At 73.8% G+C, this 15670-nt stretch carries 18 protein-coding genes; 6 read left to right on the forward strand and 12 right to left on the reverse strand.

From position 1 onward, the window contains the following. The first annotated feature begins 114 nt into the window (after window positions 1-114). Genes IM778_RS17720 through IM778_RS05400 form a run of 3 tightly spaced genes read left to right on the forward strand, consistent with a single transcriptional unit; the run spans window position 115 to window position 1702 of the window. The gene (locus tag IM778_RS17720) at window positions 115-684 is read left to right on the forward strand and encodes a hypothetical protein (RefSeq protein ID WP_228484762.1); all 570 of its coding nucleotides are present in this window, start codon (window positions 115-117) and stop codon (window positions 682-684) included. Window positions 685-689: 5 nt separating this feature from the next. Beyond that, complete coding sequence (locus tag IM778_RS17725; protein ID WP_228484828.1) at window positions 690-1286, forward strand: molybdopterin-dependent oxidoreductase; 597 nt, start codon at window positions 690-692, stop codon at window positions 1284-1286. Then, window positions 1283-1702 carry a hypothetical protein gene (locus IM778_RS05400; protein ID WP_194411034.1) on the forward strand — a complete coding sequence of 140 codons (420 nt, stop codon included), beginning with the start codon at window positions 1283-1285 and terminating at the stop codon, window positions 1700-1702. The genes IM778_RS17725 and IM778_RS05400 overlap by 4 nt, the downstream gene beginning before the upstream one ends. Here the strand turns inward: IM778_RS05400 and IM778_RS05405 are convergent. Genes IM778_RS05405 through IM778_RS05415 form a run of 3 tightly spaced genes read right to left on the reverse strand, consistent with a single transcriptional unit; the run spans window position 1665 to window position 3630 of the window. Continuing rightward, window positions 1665-2366, reverse strand: coding sequence for a class I SAM-dependent methyltransferase (locus IM778_RS05405; protein WP_194411035.1), 702 nt, complete (start codon window positions 2364-2366; stop codon window positions 1665-1667). The genes IM778_RS05400 and IM778_RS05405 overlap by 38 nt on opposite strands. Continuing rightward, entirely contained in the window at window positions 2363-2974 is a 612-nt protein-coding gene (locus IM778_RS05410; protein WP_228484763.1) for a TIGR04282 family arsenosugar biosynthesis glycosyltransferase, read from the reverse strand. The genes IM778_RS05405 and IM778_RS05410 overlap by 4 nt, the downstream gene beginning before the upstream one ends. Next, a complete protein-coding gene (locus IM778_RS05415) occupies window positions 2971-3630 on the reverse strand; it encodes a glycosyltransferase family 2 protein (protein ID WP_194411036.1) in 660 nt (219 codons plus the stop codon). The genes IM778_RS05410 and IM778_RS05415 overlap by 4 nt, the downstream gene beginning before the upstream one ends. A gap of 122 nt (window positions 3631-3752) precedes the next feature. On the opposite strand from IM778_RS05415, the gene IM778_RS05420 reads away from it, so the two are divergent. Continuing rightward, on the forward strand, window positions 3753-4481 hold the full coding sequence (locus IM778_RS05420) for a response regulator transcription factor (protein ID WP_194411037.1): 729 nt from the start codon (window positions 3753-3755) through the stop codon (window positions 4479-4481). Further along, a complete protein-coding gene (locus IM778_RS05425) occupies window positions 4478-5623 on the forward strand; it encodes a sensor histidine kinase (protein WP_194411038.1) in 1146 nt (381 codons plus the stop codon). Before IM778_RS05420 ends, IM778_RS05425 begins: the two co-directional genes overlap by 4 nt. A 19-nt stretch (window positions 5624-5642) precedes the next feature. Here the strand turns inward: IM778_RS05425 and IM778_RS05430 are convergent, their stop codons facing one another. The 8 genes from IM778_RS05430 to hemE form a co-directional block, all read right to left on the reverse strand. Then, window positions 5643-6002, reverse strand: coding sequence for an MmcQ/YjbR family DNA-binding protein (locus IM778_RS05430; RefSeq protein ID WP_194411039.1), 360 nt, complete (start codon window positions 6000-6002; stop codon window positions 5643-5645). Between the two features lie 13 nt (window positions 6003-6015). Continuing rightward, window positions 6016-6669, reverse strand: a complete 654-nt coding sequence (locus tag IM778_RS05435; RefSeq protein WP_194411040.1) for a DUF6624 domain-containing protein — start codon at window positions 6667-6669, stop codon at window positions 6016-6018. Window positions 6670-6728: 59 nt separating this feature from the next. Beyond that, the gene (gene hemL, locus IM778_RS05440; protein ID WP_228484764.1) at window positions 6729-8174 is read right to left on the reverse strand and encodes a glutamate-1-semialdehyde 2,1-aminomutase; all 1446 of its coding nucleotides are present in this window, start codon (window positions 8172-8174) and stop codon (window positions 6729-6731) included. After that, window positions 8171-9193: a porphobilinogen synthase gene (gene hemB, locus IM778_RS05450; protein WP_228484765.1), complete on the reverse strand. Its 1023-nt coding sequence runs from the start codon at window positions 9191-9193 to the stop codon at window positions 8171-8173. Before hemB ends, hemL begins: the two co-directional genes overlap by 4 nt. After that, entirely contained in the window at window positions 9190-10107 is a 918-nt protein-coding gene (hemC, locus tag IM778_RS05455; RefSeq protein ID WP_194411041.1) for a hydroxymethylbilane synthase, read from the reverse strand. Before hemC ends, hemB begins: the two co-directional genes overlap by 4 nt. After that, entirely contained in the window at window positions 10104-10814 is a 711-nt protein-coding gene (gene hemQ / locus IM778_RS05460; RefSeq protein ID WP_194411042.1) for a hydrogen peroxide-dependent heme synthase, read from the reverse strand. The genes hemC and hemQ overlap by 4 nt, the downstream gene beginning before the upstream one ends. A 209-nt stretch (window positions 10815-11023) precedes the next feature. Further along, entirely contained in the window at window positions 11024-12244 is a 1221-nt protein-coding gene (locus IM778_RS05465; protein ID WP_194411043.1) for a protoporphyrinogen/coproporphyrinogen oxidase, read from the reverse strand. Beyond that, a complete protein-coding gene (hemE, locus tag IM778_RS05470) occupies window positions 12237-13313 on the reverse strand; it encodes a uroporphyrinogen decarboxylase (protein WP_228484766.1) in 1077 nt (358 codons plus the stop codon). The genes IM778_RS05465 and hemE overlap by 8 nt, the downstream gene beginning before the upstream one ends. An 88-nt stretch (window positions 13314-13401) precedes the next feature. On the opposite strand from hemE, the gene IM778_RS05475 reads away from it, so the two are divergent. After that, the gene (locus IM778_RS05475; protein WP_194411045.1) at window positions 13402-14652 is read left to right on the forward strand and encodes a glutamyl-tRNA reductase; all 1251 of its coding nucleotides are present in this window, start codon (window positions 13402-13404) and stop codon (window positions 14650-14652) included. Window positions 14653-14848: 196 nt separating this feature from the next. Here IM778_RS05475 and IM778_RS05480 read toward each other — a convergent pair whose 3' ends face one another. After that, window positions 14849-15610, reverse strand: coding sequence for a ZIP family metal transporter (locus tag IM778_RS05480; protein WP_194411046.1), 762 nt, complete (start codon window positions 15608-15610; stop codon window positions 14849-14851). Window positions 15611-15670 lie beyond the last annotated feature (60 nt).

Here is a 15670-nt window from a genome sequence, read left to right on the forward strand (position 1 = left end):
GGCGGTGCGCACCATGGCGAACCTTACGGTTCGGTGACGGCGTGCGGAGGTTGTCCGCGGTTCGTAAGCGGATGCCGCGGACGCGTGCCGCGCGGCGGCGGGACACTGGGCGGCATGGGCGGGTACACGCAGCGGCTGAGCACGGTGCTCGAGCGCGGGGCCGCGGGTGCGCGGCAGGCGCTCGACGCCCCCGAGCGCACACCACGGACGGCGGTGGTGCTCGGCCGCATCGTGGGGATCGGGTTCGCGGTGTGCTTCCTCACCGGCGTGTTCAGCCATCTGCACCAGCATCCGATCGCGTGGCTGCCGCTGCCGACGCGCCCGGTCGAGCTCTACGCGTGGACGCAGGGACTGCATGTCGCCGTCGGGACGGCGCTGCTGCCGCTCGTGCTCGCCAAGCTGTGGGTGGTCTACCCGCGCCTGTTCGCGTGGCCTCCCGTGAGGTCGTTCGCCGATGTGATCGAGCGGGCGTCCGTCGCCGTGCTCGTGTCGACGGCTCTGCTCCAGCTGCTGATGGGCACGCTCAACACCTTCCAGTGGTATCCCTGGCCGTTCTCGTTCACGCGGACGCACTGGGCGCTGGCGTGGGTCCTGGCCGGCGCGATCGTGGTCCACGTGGGCGTCAAGCTGCCGCTGATCGTGCGGCACTGGCGCCACACCACCACCCCCGAGGAGCCGACGTGACCGACATGCGCCGACGCGCATTCCTCGCCGGCGTGGGGGCGTCCGCCGCCGCCCTCGTCGCCCTGACCGCCGGGCAGTCGTTCGACGCACTCGCCCCCTTCAACCTGTTCGCCCCGCGGGTGAAGGGCCAGGGACCGCAGGCGCTCCCGGTGAACCGGACCGCCGCGCAGGCCGGGGTCACCGAGACCGCACGCGACACCGCGTGGCGCCTGGAGGTGCGCGGAACGGGCGGGCGGCGGCACTACACCCGCGACGAGCTCGCGCGGCTGCCGCAGACCGAGGCCGTGCTGCCGATCGCGTGCGTCGAGGGCTGGAGCACGAGGGCTCATTGGAGGGGAGTGCGACTGGGCGACCTGCTCGAGCATGCCGGAGCGGCTCGGACCAGCACGATCCGGCTGGAGAGCCTGCAGAGCCGCGGGCCCTATCGCGCCACGACCATGCCGCCGCACGTCGCCTGGGACCCGTTGACGCTCGTGGCGCTCGAGGTGAACGGCGCCGTGCTCGATCTCGACCACGGCTACCCGGCGCGCATCATCGCGCCGGGCAGGCCCGGGGTGCTGCAGACGAAGTGGCTCGCGACGATCGAGGAGCTGCCGGCATGAGGATCTCCCGCATCGTGCTCGTCGTCGTGGGCGCCGGTCTCGGCGGGTACGGCGCGCTGCTCCTGGTCACGACGCTCTCGCCGGCATCGCTGCTCGCGCTGGCCGTCTGGCTCCTGGCGGTCGTCGTCGTGCACGACGGCGTCATCGCGCCCGTCGAGTCGGCGATGCATGCCCGATGGTGGCGGGGGGCCGAGCGGCGCCCCGAGGTGGTGACGGCGGTCGCGCAGCTCGGATTCGTCACCGGTGCGGTCCTGTCGCTCTACGTCCTGCCCGAGATCTGGGCGCAGGGGCGCGGATCGCCCAACCCGACCATCCTCGTGGGCGACTACGCGACCCGGCTGGTGGTCGTGTGGGCCGTGATCGCGCTCGTCGTCCTCGTCACGTGGCGCGTCGCCGTGCGGCGCGATCGCCGCTGACCGCCGCCGTGCGCGCGTACTCGGCGAACCACCGGCGCTCCGCGGTCCACTCGCGGACCGGCAGCAGCCGCGCGTCGCGCGCGTGCCGCCGCAGGGCGTGGCGTCCGACCTCGGCCCACGGGAACGTGCCGCCGGTCGCCCCGTTCTCGTCCGCGAGCACTCCCGCGAACCGCCGGTCACGGCGGGAGTCGGCGTGCGTCTCGACCACGATGCGGCCGTCCGGCCGCAGCAGGTCGCGGCACCGCGACAGCAGGGCGCCGGGATCGCCGCCGATGCCGATGCTGCCGTCGAGGAGCAGCGTCGTGCCCCAGTCGCCCTCGTGCGGGAGCGGGTCGAACACCGAGCCCTGGATGACCGGGATGCCGCGGCTGCGCGCGATCTGCGCGGCCGCGGCCGACACATCCACGCCGAGCGCGGCGAGTCCCGCCTCCCGTGCCGCGCGCACCATGCGCCCCGGACCGCAGCCGACGTCGAGCACCGGACCCGACAGGCCACGGGCGATCCGCCTCTCCAGCGCGTCGGCGCGCGCCAGGTACCGGTCGACGTCGTGATGCGTGCCGCCTGATGCCGCGGCCTCCCGCAGCACGACGGGGCCGGTCGGCTCCCGCAGTGCGCGCTCGTAGTGGAGCCCGAAGGCGTCCGCGTGCGGGGCGATGCCGGTCACGACATGCTCCGCAGGAGGCGCGAGAGGTGCCCGTCGCCGAGGCGAGGCTGGACGGCGCGCAGCGATGCGGCGTCGTCGATGTCGGTCATCGGCGCGAGCATTCCGACCCGCAGTCCGGCCGCTTCGAGGCTCTCGCGCTGGCGCGCCCCGGTGTCGGCGCGCGACATGGGCACCCCGCGCACCACGTCTCCGCGGGGCTCCCGCAGTGCGAGAGCCCAGAACCCGCCGTCGGTCGCGGGGCCCAGCCACGCGTCGACGCCGTCGGGCCAGCCGGTCAGCGACGGCAGGTCTGCCGCGGTCAGCTGCGGCGTGTCCATGCCGATCACCAGCGTCGGTCCGTCGCATGCGTCCAGCGCCGCGGCGATCCGCTCGTCGAGACCGCCCGATCCCTGGAGCACGAGCTCCCACCCTGCCGGGAGGGGCGGTGCGGCGAGACCGTCGAGACACAGCACGCGTCCGTCGACCGCGAGGTCGGTGACGGTCGTGATGGTGTCCTGCAGGCTCGCCTCGGCGATGAGCGCGGCGCGCTCGAGGCTGAAGGGCGGGTGCAGCCGGGTCTTGACCCGCCCCGGCCGGCACTCCTTCGCCATCACCACCACGGTGGTCACCGCGCGACCTCCCGCAGAACGCGCGACATGTCGGCGATCGCGGTCGCCGTGCCGCGCACCGTGCCGGTGACCTTCGACCTTCCGACGCGCGGGCGGTACCGGACGTCTACCTCGGCGATGCGCCAGCCCTGCCGCGCCGCGAGCAGCACCATCTCGAGCGGGTACCCGCTGCGCCGGTCGCGCAGATCGAGGGCGAGCAGCGCGTCGCGTCGCGCCGCCCGCATCGGCCCGAGATCGTGCAGGCGGGCGCCGGTGAGCGTGGTCAGCCGGGACGCCAGATACGCGTTCGCCGCGCGCGCGTGCACCGGCCACGATCCGGGCTCGGCCCGGCGACGGCCCAGCACGAGGTCCGCCTCGCCCGCCGCCACCGGCGACACGACTCGTGCGAGCTCCGCCGAGTCGAACGACCCGTCGGCGTCGCAGAACGCCACGATCGGCGCACGTGCGGCCCGCAGGCCCGCGTGGGCGGCGGCGCCGAAGCCGCGACGGGGCTCGTCCACGACGAACGCGCCGTGGGCGGCCGCGACGTCTGCCGAGCCGTCGCGGGAGCCGTTGTCGACCACGATGGCGCGCATCCCGTCCGGCAGTGCCGACAGCACCCCCGGAAGCGCCCTGGCCTCGTCGAGGCACGGGAACACGACGTCGACAGCGGTCATGAATCGACGGTAGAGGCGGAGCGGAGTGCCGAGCCCGGGCAAAGGATTACGAAGCGCGGACAACCCGGCGTCCGCTGCGCGACTCCACCTCGTGCGGCCCGTGCGCGGCCTATCCTGTGGACATGTCCAGTACCCGGACTGCGCAGCCGACAGCAGACCTGGCCGACCGTCGCGTCCTCGTCGTCGAGGACGACGCGACCGTGCGGGAGGTCGTCGGCACGTACCTGGAGGCGGCGGGCTTCATCGTCGAGGTCGCCACCGACGGGTTCGCAGCGCTCGACACCATCGCCGAACGCGCCCCCGACCTCGTCGTGCTCGACCGCATGCTGCCCGGCATCGACGGCGCCGAGGTGTGTCGCCGCATCCGCGAGACCGAGGACATCCCCGTCATCCTCCTCACCGCCCTCGGCGCCCCGGAGGACCGCGTGGGCGGGCTGGAGGCCGGGGCCGACGACTACATCACGAAGCCGTTCTCCCCGCGCGAGCTGGTGCTGCGCGTCCAGGCCGTGATGCGCCGCAGTCTCACCGAGTTCGCCCCGGAGGCGCCGTTCGACATCGGCCCGTTCCACCTCGACGCCTCGGCGCGGGTCGTGGCCAAGGACGGAGGTCCGCTCGCACTGTCGACCCGCGAGTTCGACCTGTTCGCCTTCCTGCTCAAGCATCCGCGCCGCGTGTTCACGCGCGAGGAGCTGCTGCGTGCGGTGTGGGGCTGGGAGTTCGGCGATCTCTCCACCGTCACGGTCACCATGAGACGACTGCGCGAGAAGATCGAGGACGACGCCTCGCATCCGCGGCGCCTGTGCACGGTCTGGGGCGTCGGGTACCGGTTCGAGCCGGGGGAGGCCGAGTGATCCCCTTCCCCGATCTCGTATCCATCGTCGGCATCGCCCTGCTGTGCGCCGTCGTGGTCGGACTGCTGGGCCTTCTCGCGCTGCGGATCGCCCGGCGGATGCCGCTGATGGTCCAGCTGATGATCGTGGTGCTCACCGCGATGCTGTCGGTCACGAGCGGAATGATCGCCGTCGCGAACGCGATGTACCTCTCGCCGCACGACCTGCTCGTCGGCGTGTGGGTGGCCGGCAGCGCCACCGTCGTCTCGCTCGCGGCCGCCGCCGTGCTCGGGCGCACGTTCACCCGCCAGTCGGCGCGGCTGCAGCGCTTCGCGCGTGACATCGGCGACGGCGTCCAGGTCGTCCCTCCGGCATCGTCGGATCGTTCCGAGCTGGCGACGCTTCAGGGCGAGCTGGCCCGCGCCGGCCGTCGCCTCGAGGAGGCGCGCGCCGAGGTGGAGGCCCTCGACACCTCCCGCCGCGAGCTCGTCGCCTGGATCTCGCACGACCTGCGCACGCCGCTGGCGGGGCTGCGTGCGATGGCGGAGGCCCTCGAGGACGGGCTCGCCGACGACCCGCAGCGCTTCCACCGGCAGATGCGCGCGCAGGTCGATCACCTCTCCGCGCTGGTCGATGAGCTGTTCGAGCTGTCGAAGATCCAGTCCGGCCGCCTCGCACTGGCGATGGAGCCGGTGTCGCTGTACGACCTGGTCAGCGACGCGGTCGCCGAGCTCAGCGCGCTCGCCGCGGCGCACGACGTGACGATCCGGGAGTCGCCCAGCCCCGACCTGACGGTCACCGGCGACGCTCGCGAACTCGCCCGCGTCGTCGCGAACCTTCTGATCAACGCCCTCCAGCACTCGCCCCCCGGCAGCGAGATCTCGGTCACGACCCGCGACATGGGCGACGGCACGGCGATGCTCTCGGTCGTCGACGCCGGGGGCGGCATCGCCGAGACCGACATGCCGAAGATCTTCCTCGCCGGCTGGCGCTCCGACTCGTCGCGCACGCCCGAGCCCACCCCTCACGCCGGCGGATCCGGACTGGGCCTGGCGATCGCGCACGGCATCGTCAAGGCGCACGACGGCGACATCTCGGCCCGCAACGTGCCCGGGGGATGCCGGTTCGACGTCGTGTTGCCGCAGGTCGCCGTCGCGATGTGACCGGCTGCCCGGCTCGCTCTCAGCCGGGTCCGTCCGGGTGCGCCAGGTCGTAGGCGCGCGCGAGCTTCTGGGGCACCACCATGCGCCACGCGTCGACGACGAGCTCGCGCGCCTCGGCCGGGTCGAGCGCCGCGAGTTCGGCGTGCACCCAGTGGAATCGCATGTCGGACTCGCCCGGAAACTGGAACTTGTGGGGTGAGCCGCCGACGAGGGCCTCCCGCTCCTCTTTGGGGAACGCGAAGCCCATCACGGTCTCGTCCAGCGAGAAGGCCACGTACACGATCTGCCCGACGCGGAACTTGAGGCGTCCGCGCACGCGCACCTCGTACGAGCGCTCGAGCTCCGAGCCGAGCCGGCGGACGTCGTCGAGGGTGGCCATGCTGCTCCGTCCGTCAGTACTGCTCGTCTTCGGCGCAGATCGCCTCGAGCTCGGCGTAGTAGTCGGCAAGGGGCGGCAGGCCGACCTCCGCGCGGCGCTCGTCGACGGTGGCCTCGTCGCGGATCGGGGTGGCAGGTACCGGGCCGCCCTCGCCGCAGCCGATCTGCGTGCCGTACTCCTGGGGCTCGCCGGCACCGACCGCGATGCGGTCGGTGAGGTAGGCGAGGTTGCCGGGGGAGGCGTCGTCGTTCTCGACGGCGACCCGCAGCCACGCGAGGGCCTCGCGCTGGAAGTCCGGGTCGTGGTCGGAGTGCTGTGCGATGGCCCAGGCCGCGTCCTCGGCCTGCTCGCCGACGAGGGAGTACGTGGGCCAGCCGCGGTCGCGGATGATCTGCCGGAGTCGCTCGGTGCGCGTCGCGTCGGTGCCGGGGCCGCTGCTTCCGCCCTCCAGCCGGTCGGCCTGGTCCTGCGCGAGCATCTCGATGAGCTCCGCCGACAGCGCCGCGTCGAACTCGGACGGCGTCCACGTCGGCGTCGGCGACGGACTCGCAGGTGCGGCATCCGTCGTCGTCGGACTCGAGGGCGCGGGCGCTGCGGGCGCGCACGCCGACAGGGCGAGCGACACCGCGAAGCCCACCGCGAGCACGCGAAGCTTCACTGCTGCCATGGCTGAGTAGCGTACGCCGCCGCGAGGCGCAGCGCCCGGCGCCGAGGTCTCCCGCGGTGTCAGCCGGGGCGGGCCTCGGCGGCGGCCCGCGCGGCGGCCGGAAGCGCCTCGACGATCCGGCCGACCGCGGCGTCGTCGTGCGCAGCCGAGACGAACCACGCCTCGAACACCGACGGCGGCAGCGAGACGCCCTGCTCGAGCATCGCGCGGAAGAACGGCGGGTAGCGGAACGCCTCCTGCGCCCGGACCGTGTCGTAGTCGACCGGCGGCTCGGCGGCGAACTGGATCGAGAACAGGTTTCCCGAGCGCTGCAGCACGTGCGTCACCCCGGCGTCGGCGAGGGCGGATGCCGCGGCATCGGCGATCGTCGTCGCCGCGGCGTCGATGCGGGCATAGGCGTCGGCGTCGAGGTGGTCGAGCGTGGTGCGACCCGCCGCCACGGCGAGCGGGTTGCCGCTGAGCGTGCCGGCCTGGTACACCGGGCCCAGCGGCGCGAGCAGCTCCATGAGCGCGGCCGGACCGCCGAGCGCAGCGAGCGGGAGCCCTCCGCCGACGACCTTGCCGAACGTGATGAGGTCGGGTGAGAAGGGCACGGGGTCGATGCCGTACCAGCCGGCGGCGCCGACCCGGAAGCCCGTGAGCACCTCGTCGAGGATGAGCAGCGCGCCGTGCTCATGCGCGATGTCGGCGAGAGCGGCGTTGAACCCGTGCGCCGGCGGCACGATGCCCATGTTCGCGGGGGCGGCCTCCACGATGATCGCGGCGATCTGATGCCCGCGCGCCGAGAACACCTCGCGGACGGCGTCGACGTCGTTGTACGGGATGACGAGCGTCTGCGCGGCGATCGCGGCGGGCACCCCCGCCGAGCCCGGCATCGCGAGCGTCGCGACGCCCGAGCCCGCCTCGGCAAGGAGCCCGTCGGAATGCCCGTGGTAGTGGCCGGCGAACTTCACGACCAGGTCGCGTCCGGTCGCGCCGCGCGCGAGGCGGATCGCGGTCATCGTCGCCTCGGTGCCGGTGGACACCAGGCGCACGCGCTCGACGGGATGAGTTCCGGTCGTCGAGCGCCCTTCGACAGGCTCGGGAAGCGCGATCAAGCGAGACGAAACGCTCTGAAGCTGCGGGTTCTCATCGGTTCGAGACGTTTCGTCTCGCTCGCCGGCGCTCGCACGCTCAACGGCCGAGGGGCGCACCACGCGCGCCGCGATCAGCTCGGCCAGCTCGGTCTCGCCCGGCGTCGACGCGCCGAAGCCGAGACCGCGGGCCGCGGCATCCTGCACCGCCTTCACGACCGCGGGGTGCGCGTGCCCGAGGATCGCAGGACCCCACGACCCGACGAGGTCGACGTACTCGCGCCCCTCGACATCGGTGACATACGGACCCGACGCCGACACGAAGAACCGCGGCGTCTCGTGCACCGAGCCGAACGCGCGCACCGGCGAGCTGACGCCGCCGGGCATCGCGCCCTGCGCGCGGGCGAACTCCTGCGCGTTGGTGGCGGTCATCGGATCCACTCCGCGAGCTCGAGCGCCCAATAGGTCAGCACGGCGTCGGCGCCGGCGCGACGGATGCCGATCACCGACTCCTCGATCGCCCGCCGCCGGTCGATCCAGCCGTGTGCGGCGGCGGCCTCGATCATGGCGTACTCGCCCGACACCTGGTAGGCCCAGACCGGCACGGGACTGGTCGCCGCGGTGTCGGACAGCACGTCGAGGTAGCTCATCGCGGGCTTGACCATCACGATGTCGGCGCCCTCGGCGAGGTCGAGCTCGACCTCGCGTGCGCCCTCGCGGCGGTTCGCGGGATCCTGCTGATACGTGCGGCGGTCGCCCTGCAGCGACGACTGCACCGCCTCGCGGAACGGGCCGTAGAAGGCCGAGGCGTACTTCGCGGCGTAGGCGAGGATCGGGGTGCTGTCGAAGCCGGAGTCGTCGAGCGCGTCGCGCACGGCCGCGACCTGGCCGTCCATCATGCCGCTGAGCCCGAGCAGCTGCGAGCCCGCCTCGGCCTGGGCGACGGCCATGTCGCGGTAGCGCTCGAGCGAGGCGTCGTTGTCGACGTAGCCGTTCGCATCGAGCACGCCGCAGTGGCCGTGGTCGGTGAACTCGTCGAGGCACAGGTCGGTCTGCACGACGAGCGCATCGCCGGCCTCGGCGGCGGCGATGCGCGTCGCGACGTTGAGGATGCCGTCGGGATCGGTCGCGCCCGAGCCCGTGGCGTCCTTGTGCTCGGGCACGCCGAACAGCATGACGCCGCCGATGCCGGCGGCCGCGGCATCCGCGATCGCTCCCTTGAGCGACTCGGTCGAGTGCTGGACGACGCCCGGCATCGACGAGATCGGCACCGGCTCGCCCGCGCCCTCGCGCACGAACATCGGCAGGATCAGCTCGGCCGGGTGCAGACGCGTCTCGGCGACGAGGCGGCGCATCGCGGGGGTGGCGCGAAGCCGCCGGGGCCGGTCGGTGGGGCGGTGGCGGGGGTCGAGGGGGCTCGCCCCCTCCGGGTAGGCAGAGCCGTGGGTCACGGGCGTTCTCCGGTCAGGCCGGCTGCGCCGGCATCGAGCAGTTCACGGGCGACGGATGCCGCGACCTCGCGCGACGGATCGCCCTCGTCGTCGGGCCATCCGGTGGCGTGCGACGACGTCAGGGCAGTGGTGCCGTCGAGGCTGTAGACGCTGGCCGACAGCAGCAGGAGGCCGGCGTCGACGACGGCGCGTGCGCCGACGGGGGCCGAGCAGCCGGCCTCGAGGAGGGCGAGCACCTCGCGCTCGGCCTCGACCGCGGCCCGGGTCTCGGCGTGGTCGAGCGCCTGGACGAGGTGCTCGTCGCCGCGCCGCACCTCGACGGCGAGCGCCCCCTGGCCGGGGGCCGTCGGCCACGCGTCGGCGTCGAGGAACTCGGTGACGACGTCGGTGCGGCCGATGCGCGTGAGCCCCGCCGCGGCCAGGATGACGGCATCCAGGTCGCCGTCGGTCACCCGGCCGAGCCGCGTGTCGACGTTGCCGCGGATGTCGACGACCTCGAGGTCGGGGCGCCGGGCGCGCAGCTGCGCCATGCGACGCGGCGACCCCGTTCCGACGCGGGAGCCGGCGGGGAGCATCTCGAGGGTGAGCCCGTCGCGCGCGCACAGCGCGTCGCGCGGATCTTCGCGGGCGGGGATGGCGGCCACCACGAGCCCGTCGTGCGGTGCCGTGGGGAGGTCCTTGAGGGAGTGCACGACCACGTCGCAGCGACCCTCGAGGAGCGCGTCGCGCAGGGCACCGGTGAACAGGCCCGCGCCCCCTGCACGCGAGAGCGGCTCGTTCGAGCGGTCGCCCTCGGTCGTGATCGTGACGAGCTCGGTGGAGACCCCGGTCGCATCGGCCAGGTCGTCGGCGACCATCCCGGTCTGCGTGAGGGCGAGCGTGCTGCCGCGCGTGCCGATGCGGACGGTGGTCACGCGAGCACCTCGGCGATCTCCCGGATCTCGATCCGCCGCCCGGTGAAGAACGGCACCTCGTCGCGGACGTGACGGCGGGCCTCGGTCTGGCGCAGGTCGCGCATGAGGTCGACCAGCTCGACCAGCTCCGGCGCCTCGAGGGCGAGGATCCACTCGTAGTCGCCGAGGGCGAACGACGCGACCGTGTTGCTCAGCACCGTGCGGTGCTGGGCGCCCTTGCGGCCGTGGTCGGCCAGCATCTGCCGCCGCTCGTCGTCAGGCAGGATGTACCAGTCGTACGACCGCACGAAGGGGTACACGGTCAGCCACGCCTCGGGCTCCTTGCCGCGCATGAAGGCAGGCAGATGACTCGCTGTGAACTCCGCGTCGCGGTGGACGCCCATCGCGTTCCACACCGGCAGCAGCGCTCGCAGCGGCGCGGCGCGGCGCAGCGTGCGCAGCGCGGACTGGAGCGCCTCGGGGGGCGTGTTGCGTCCGTTGGTGCCGTGGAGCCACACCATGAGGTCGGCGTCGGAGCGCAGCGCCGAGACGTCGTAGAAGCCGCGGACCGTGACCCCGGTCTCCTCGATCTGCGCGATCGTCTCGGCGAGGTGCCCGACAGGAGCGAGCCCGGGGCCGGTCGAGGCCCACTCCGGGTCCCGCCGGAACACGGCCCACAGCGTGTAGCCGAGGGCTTCGGGGGAAGAGCTCGCCGAGGCATCCGTCATGCTCCTATCCTTTCACCCCTCCCGCGTGGGATCCCCCCGCCCTCCGCCCGTTGAGCGGCGAAGCGAGCCGAAGTCGCGCCCGCCCTCCGGTCGTTGAGCGAGCGAAGCGAGACGAAACGCGTCCGTCCCTCCGGTCGTTGAGCGAGCGAAGCGAGACGAAACGCGCCTTGCCCTCCGGTCGTTGAGCGAGCGAAGCGAGACGAAACGCGTCAGCGTGCCGGAAGGCCGGGATCCGCCACGAGTGCAGCGGCGGTGCGCTCGGCGTGCGCGATGATGCCCGCAAGCCCCGATCCCGCCACGGTCTCGCCGACGACCGCGACGCCCGGCGCGGCGCTCGACGCGGCCGGGCGCGTCCACGTCACGTGGGCCGCGTCGACCACGACCGGAAGCCGCACGCCCAGCAGCGACTCGGCGTCGGCGCGGGCCGCGGCGACCGGGTCGGGGGGAAGCTCGTCGTACGACAGCCGCAGCACGTGGCGCCCGGCGGCGGCTTCTCGCAGCCACGCCCACTTCGCGGTCGCGTGGGTCAGAGCGCGCGCGCCGACCGGTGCGCCCTGGGCCACGAGCAGTCCGGTGCCGCGCGGCGCGGCATCCAGCTCGTCCTGCTCCACGACGAGGGTCACGAGGTCGATGCGCCGGCCCGGGGCCGCGGGGGCGGCGATGCCGGGCGCCGCCACGACGGGCGTCCCGTCGAGCGAGCCGAGGTCGTCGACGCGCGCACCGAGATGCACGACGCCGCCGCGCCGCACGAGGTCGTCTGCGAGCGCGGGCACGAGCCGGTGCACGCCGCCCCGGATGCCGGCGACCGCCGACCCGGGAGGAGCCGCGGCGCGCAGCCGGACCACGGCGCCGCCCAGCGACCCCGTTGCGCGCACCGCATCCGCAAGGCCGGGGTGCGCGCGTTCCACCGGCAGGTCGTCGGGGTGCTGCGAGTGCACGCCGTGCACGACGGGTGCGACGAGCCGGTCGAGCACGCCGGCGCCGAGCCGTGCACGCACGAGTTCGCCGAGGGAGTCCGGCACGGTGCCGACCGGCGCCGTGTCGAGCATCGCGGCGAGCTCGGCGGCATCGCGTCCGACGACGCGGACGACGTCGGGCGCGAGCGGGTCGGCCGGGATGCCGAGGAGCGCGGTCGCCGGCAGGGGCACGGCGTCGCCGCGAGCGGGCTGCAGCCAGGCCGGACCGGGCGCGGGCTCGACGATCTCGCCCGCCATGCCGAGCTCGGTCAGCAGGTCGGCGACCACTCCTCCCCGGACCGCGAAGCTCTCGGCCGCCGCATCCAGTCGGATGCCGGCGACCTCGTGGCCGGCCACGGTTCCACCGAGGCGATCGGATGCCTCCCACAGCGCGACCTCGGCACCCGCGGCCGCGAGCCGGCGTGCGACGACGAGTCCCGCCACGCCGCCGCCCACGACCGCGAAGTCAGGCATGGGCGTGGACGTGCTCCACGATCCGCGTGAGCACGGCCGGATCGGTGTCGGGCGGGACGCCGTGGCCGAGGTTCACCACGTGCGCGCGTGCGGCGCGCCCGCGCCGGAGGACGTCGTCGATGTGCGCCTCGAGCACGCGCCACGGCGCCTGCAGGAGCGCCGGGTCGATGTTGCCCTGCAGCGTGAACCCGGGTCCGACGCGGCGTGCGGCCTCGTCGAGGGGGAGCCGCCAGTCGACGCCGACCGCGTCGACGCCGATGCCCCGCATCGCCGCGAGCAGCTCGCCCGTGCCGACGCCGAAATGCACGAGCGGCACACCGAGCCCGCGCACCGGGTCGAGGGCGCGCGCCGAGAACGGCGCGACGCGCTCGGTGTAGTCGGCGAGGCTCAGCGAGCCCGCCCACGAGTCGAAGAGCTGGCCCGCCGAGGCGCCCGCCTCGATCTGGGCTGTGAGGAACGCGCCGGTGATGTCGGCGCACCACGTGAGCAGGGACTCCCATGCGGCCGGATCGGAGTGCATCAGGGCGCGGGTCTTCAGCTGCTCCTTCGACGGCCCGCCCTCGACGAGGTAGGACGCCAGCGTGTACGGCGCGCCCGCGAAGCCGATGAGGGGCGTCGCGCCCAGCTGCGCGACCGTGAGCGCGACGGCCTCGCGGATGGGGGCGAGGGCCCCGGGATCGAGCGGAGGAAGGGCCGCGACATCCGCCGCCGTCCGCACCGGGTGCTCGAGCACCGGACCGCGTCCTGCGACGATGCTCACGCCCACGCCGGCGAGCTTCACCGGGATGACGATGTCGCTGAAGAAGATGCCCGCGTCGACGCCGTGGCGACGCACCGGCTGCAGGGTGATCTCGCTCGCGAGCTCCGGGTTCAGGCACGTGTCGAGCATGTCGGTGCCGACGCGCAGCTCGCGGTACTCCGGCAGCGATCGTCCCGCCTGGCGCATGAACCACACCGGGGTGTAGTCGGCCCCCGAGGCCGTCGAAGGACGCCGGCCGCGGTACGCCTGGATCAGCGGCGGGGGCGTGTAGTCGTCGGCGAGCGCGGGATGCGTGGGGTGAAGCGGCACGCCCTCCACCTTAAGCTCCCCACCGGGGACCGCCCCCGGCGCTCCCGGCCCGGGAGCCGGCATCCCCGCCGTGCCTTAAGATGGGCGGGTGCTCCTCTGTCTGACCGCGAACCACCGGAACGCGAGCCTCGACATCCTGGAGCGTCTCTCGGTGGGCGCGCCTTCCGCCACGCGCGCCCTCGTGGACGACGAGATCTTCGTCTCGGGCGCCGTCGTGCTGGCCACGTGCAACCGGTTCGAGGCCTACCTCGACATCGACGAGCCGCTCACCGGCGGCGAGGCCGTCGCGGTCGAGTCCGTGATCGAGGCCATGGCCGGGGCATCGGGCGTTCCCGCCGACCACCTGCGCGCGTCGGTCGCGGTGCATCAGGGGGCGGATGCCGCAGCCCACCTCTTCGCGGTGACCAGCGGCCTGGACTCGGTCGTGGTGGGCGAGGACGAGATCTCGGGACAGGTGCGTCGCGCGCTCGACGCCGCCCGCGCCGAGGGCATGACCAGCAGCGAGCTGGAGCGGCTGTTCCAGAGGGCGACCCACACCAGCCGCGGCGTGCGCAACCGCACGCAGCTGCGCGGTGCCCACCGCTCGCTCGTGCGCCTCGCGCTGGAGCTCGCCTCCAGCCGCGTCGCGGACTGGGCCGAGGCGCGCGTCGTCGTCGTCGGCACCGGTCGCTACGCGGGTCGCACGGTCGATGCGCTGCGCGCTCGCGGCGCCGCCGACATCCACGTCTTCTCGCCGTCGGGCCGCGCCGAGGCGTTCGCCGCCAAGCACGGGCTCGTGCCGGTCGCCGACTTCCGCGCCGCCGCGGCCGTCGCCGACGTCGTCATCACGTGCACCGCCGACGCGGTCGTGCACGCCGAGGCGTTCGCCGGCGGGCACCGCGTGCTCGTCATCGATCTCGGGCTGCCCCGCAACGTCGACCCCGCGGTCGGCCGGGTCGAGGGCGTCGAGCTGCTCGATCTCGAGACGATCCGACTGCACGCGCCGCTGGAGGAGTTCAACGCCCACGCCGATGCGCGTGCGATCGTGGGGGACGCGGCGACCGAGTTCCACGCCGATCGTGCCGCCGGTCCCGCCATCACGGCGCTGCGCCGCGACGTGCTCAAGGTCGTCGACGACGAGATCGCCCGTGCTCGCGCCCGCGGGGCGGGCGACGACGTCGAGGCGGCGCTGCGTCACCTCGCGGGCGTGCTGCTGCACCGCCCGTCGGTGCGCATCCGCGAGCTCGCGGTCGAAGGGCGTCTCGACGAGGCACAGACCGCTCTCGAGCTGCTCCACGGTGTGTCGGCCGACACTCCGGCGGACGCCGCCGGCGACGCCGACTGGACCGCGACCGCCTGAGGTCCGTCCCTCCGGCTCCGCGCCTCGGCTCGCACCCACGTGCGAAAACACCAGTCGGTAACGACGACACGCCGGTGACGGATGCCGCGGCCCGGCGTGTCGCGACACGGACCGGTGTTTTCGCATCATGGACGCCGGAGCCCGGATGAGGCCGGGTCGGGTCGAGGAGGACAGGACCGCGGGGCGGGGCTCGGGCTCAGCCTGCGGCCTCGTGCAGCAGGAACGCGCCGAGGAAGCCCAGCGTCGCCCACAATCCCGTGAGCGCGTGCTGCTGATCGAACGCCTCCGGGATCATCGTGTTGCAGACCATCGCGAGAAGCCCGCCCGCGGCGATCGTCGTGATCAGGGCGATGACGTGGGGCGGCGCCGACTGGAACACCACGTAGCCGGCGACCGCTGCCACCACCGTCACGAGGGCGATGCCGCCCCACAGCAGCGCGATCGAGCGACCGCCCGACCCGCTGCGCTTGAGCGCGGCCGTCGATCCCAGGCCCTCCGGGAAGTTGCTGATCGCGATCGCCGCCACGATCGGGATGCTGATGCCGCCCTGCAGCACCGACAAACCCATGACGATCGACTCGGGGATGCCGTCGATCAGGGCGCCGATCGCGATCGCGGCGCCGGTGCCGCCGGCGAGCTTCGACCCCGCGCGCCGCGCCGCGATGTTCGCCGGCAGTTCGCGGCACCGCGCCGGCGGACGCGACACGAGCCAGTCCGCGAGGATGTACGCGATCGCTCCGGTGAGGAAGCCGACACTCGTCGTGATCAGTCCGCCGATGTCGGCTGCCTCCGCCACGAGCTCGAACGCGAGCGTCGAGATCAGCACGCCGGCACCGAGCGCCATGATCCCCGCCACGACGCGCTGCGGGATGTCGACGCACCACGCGACGGCGGCGCCGACGAGCAGCGTACCGCCGCCGATGAGCCCGCTGAGCGCCGCGAGCCACACCCCGTCCATGCCGCCAACGTAGCGTGCGGTGCACGCGGGTGCGTTCAGCCGCGCTCGACGGCGCCGGCC

This window comes from Microbacterium cremeum (genome assembly GCF_015277855.1).
In the GTDB taxonomy this organism is placed as follows: Bacteria; Actinomycetota; Actinomycetes; order Actinomycetales; family Microbacteriaceae; genus Microbacterium; species Microbacterium cremeum.

Bases quoted from the DNA above. Each gene is read 5' to 3' on its own strand.
- IM778_RS17720 (WP_228484762.1), top strand. From the start codon at position 115: ATGGGCGGGTACACGCAGCGGCTGAGCACGGTGCTCGAGCGCGGGGCC.
- IM778_RS17725 (WP_228484828.1), top strand. From the start codon at position 690: ATGCGCCGACGCGCATTCCTCGCCGGCGTGGGGGCGTCCGCCGCCGCC.
- IM778_RS05400 (WP_194411034.1), top strand. From the start codon at position 1,283: ATGAGGATCTCCCGCATCGTGCTCGTCGTCGTGGGCGCCGGTCTCGGC.
- IM778_RS05415 (WP_194411036.1), bottom strand. From the start codon at position 3,630: ATGACCGCTGTCGACGTCGTGTTCCCGTGCCTCGACGAGGCCAGGGCG.
- IM778_RS05420 (WP_194411037.1), top strand. From the start codon at position 3,753: ATGTCCAGTACCCGGACTGCGCAGCCGACAGCAGACCTGGCCGACCGT.
- IM778_RS05430 (WP_194411039.1), bottom strand. From the start codon at position 6,002: ATGGCCACCCTCGACGACGTCCGCCGGCTCGGCTCGGAGCTCGAGCGC.
- IM778_RS05435 (WP_194411040.1), bottom strand. From the start codon at position 6,669: ATGGCAGCAGTGAAGCTTCGCGTGCTCGCGGTGGGCTTCGCGGTGTCG.
- hemL (WP_228484764.1), bottom strand. From the start codon at position 8,174: ATGACCGCCACCAACGCGCAGGAGTTCGCCCGCGCGCAGGGCGCGATG.
- hemQ (WP_194411042.1), bottom strand. From the start codon at position 10,814: ATGACGGATGCCTCGGCGAGCTCTTCCCCCGAAGCCCTCGGCTACACG.
- IM778_RS05465 (WP_194411043.1), bottom strand. From the start codon at position 12,244: ATGCCTGACTTCGCGGTCGTGGGCGGCGGCGTGGCGGGACTCGTCGTC.
- IM778_RS05480 (WP_194411046.1), bottom strand. From the start codon at position 15,610: ATGGACGGGGTGTGGCTCGCGGCGCTCAGCGGGCTCATCGGCGGCGGT.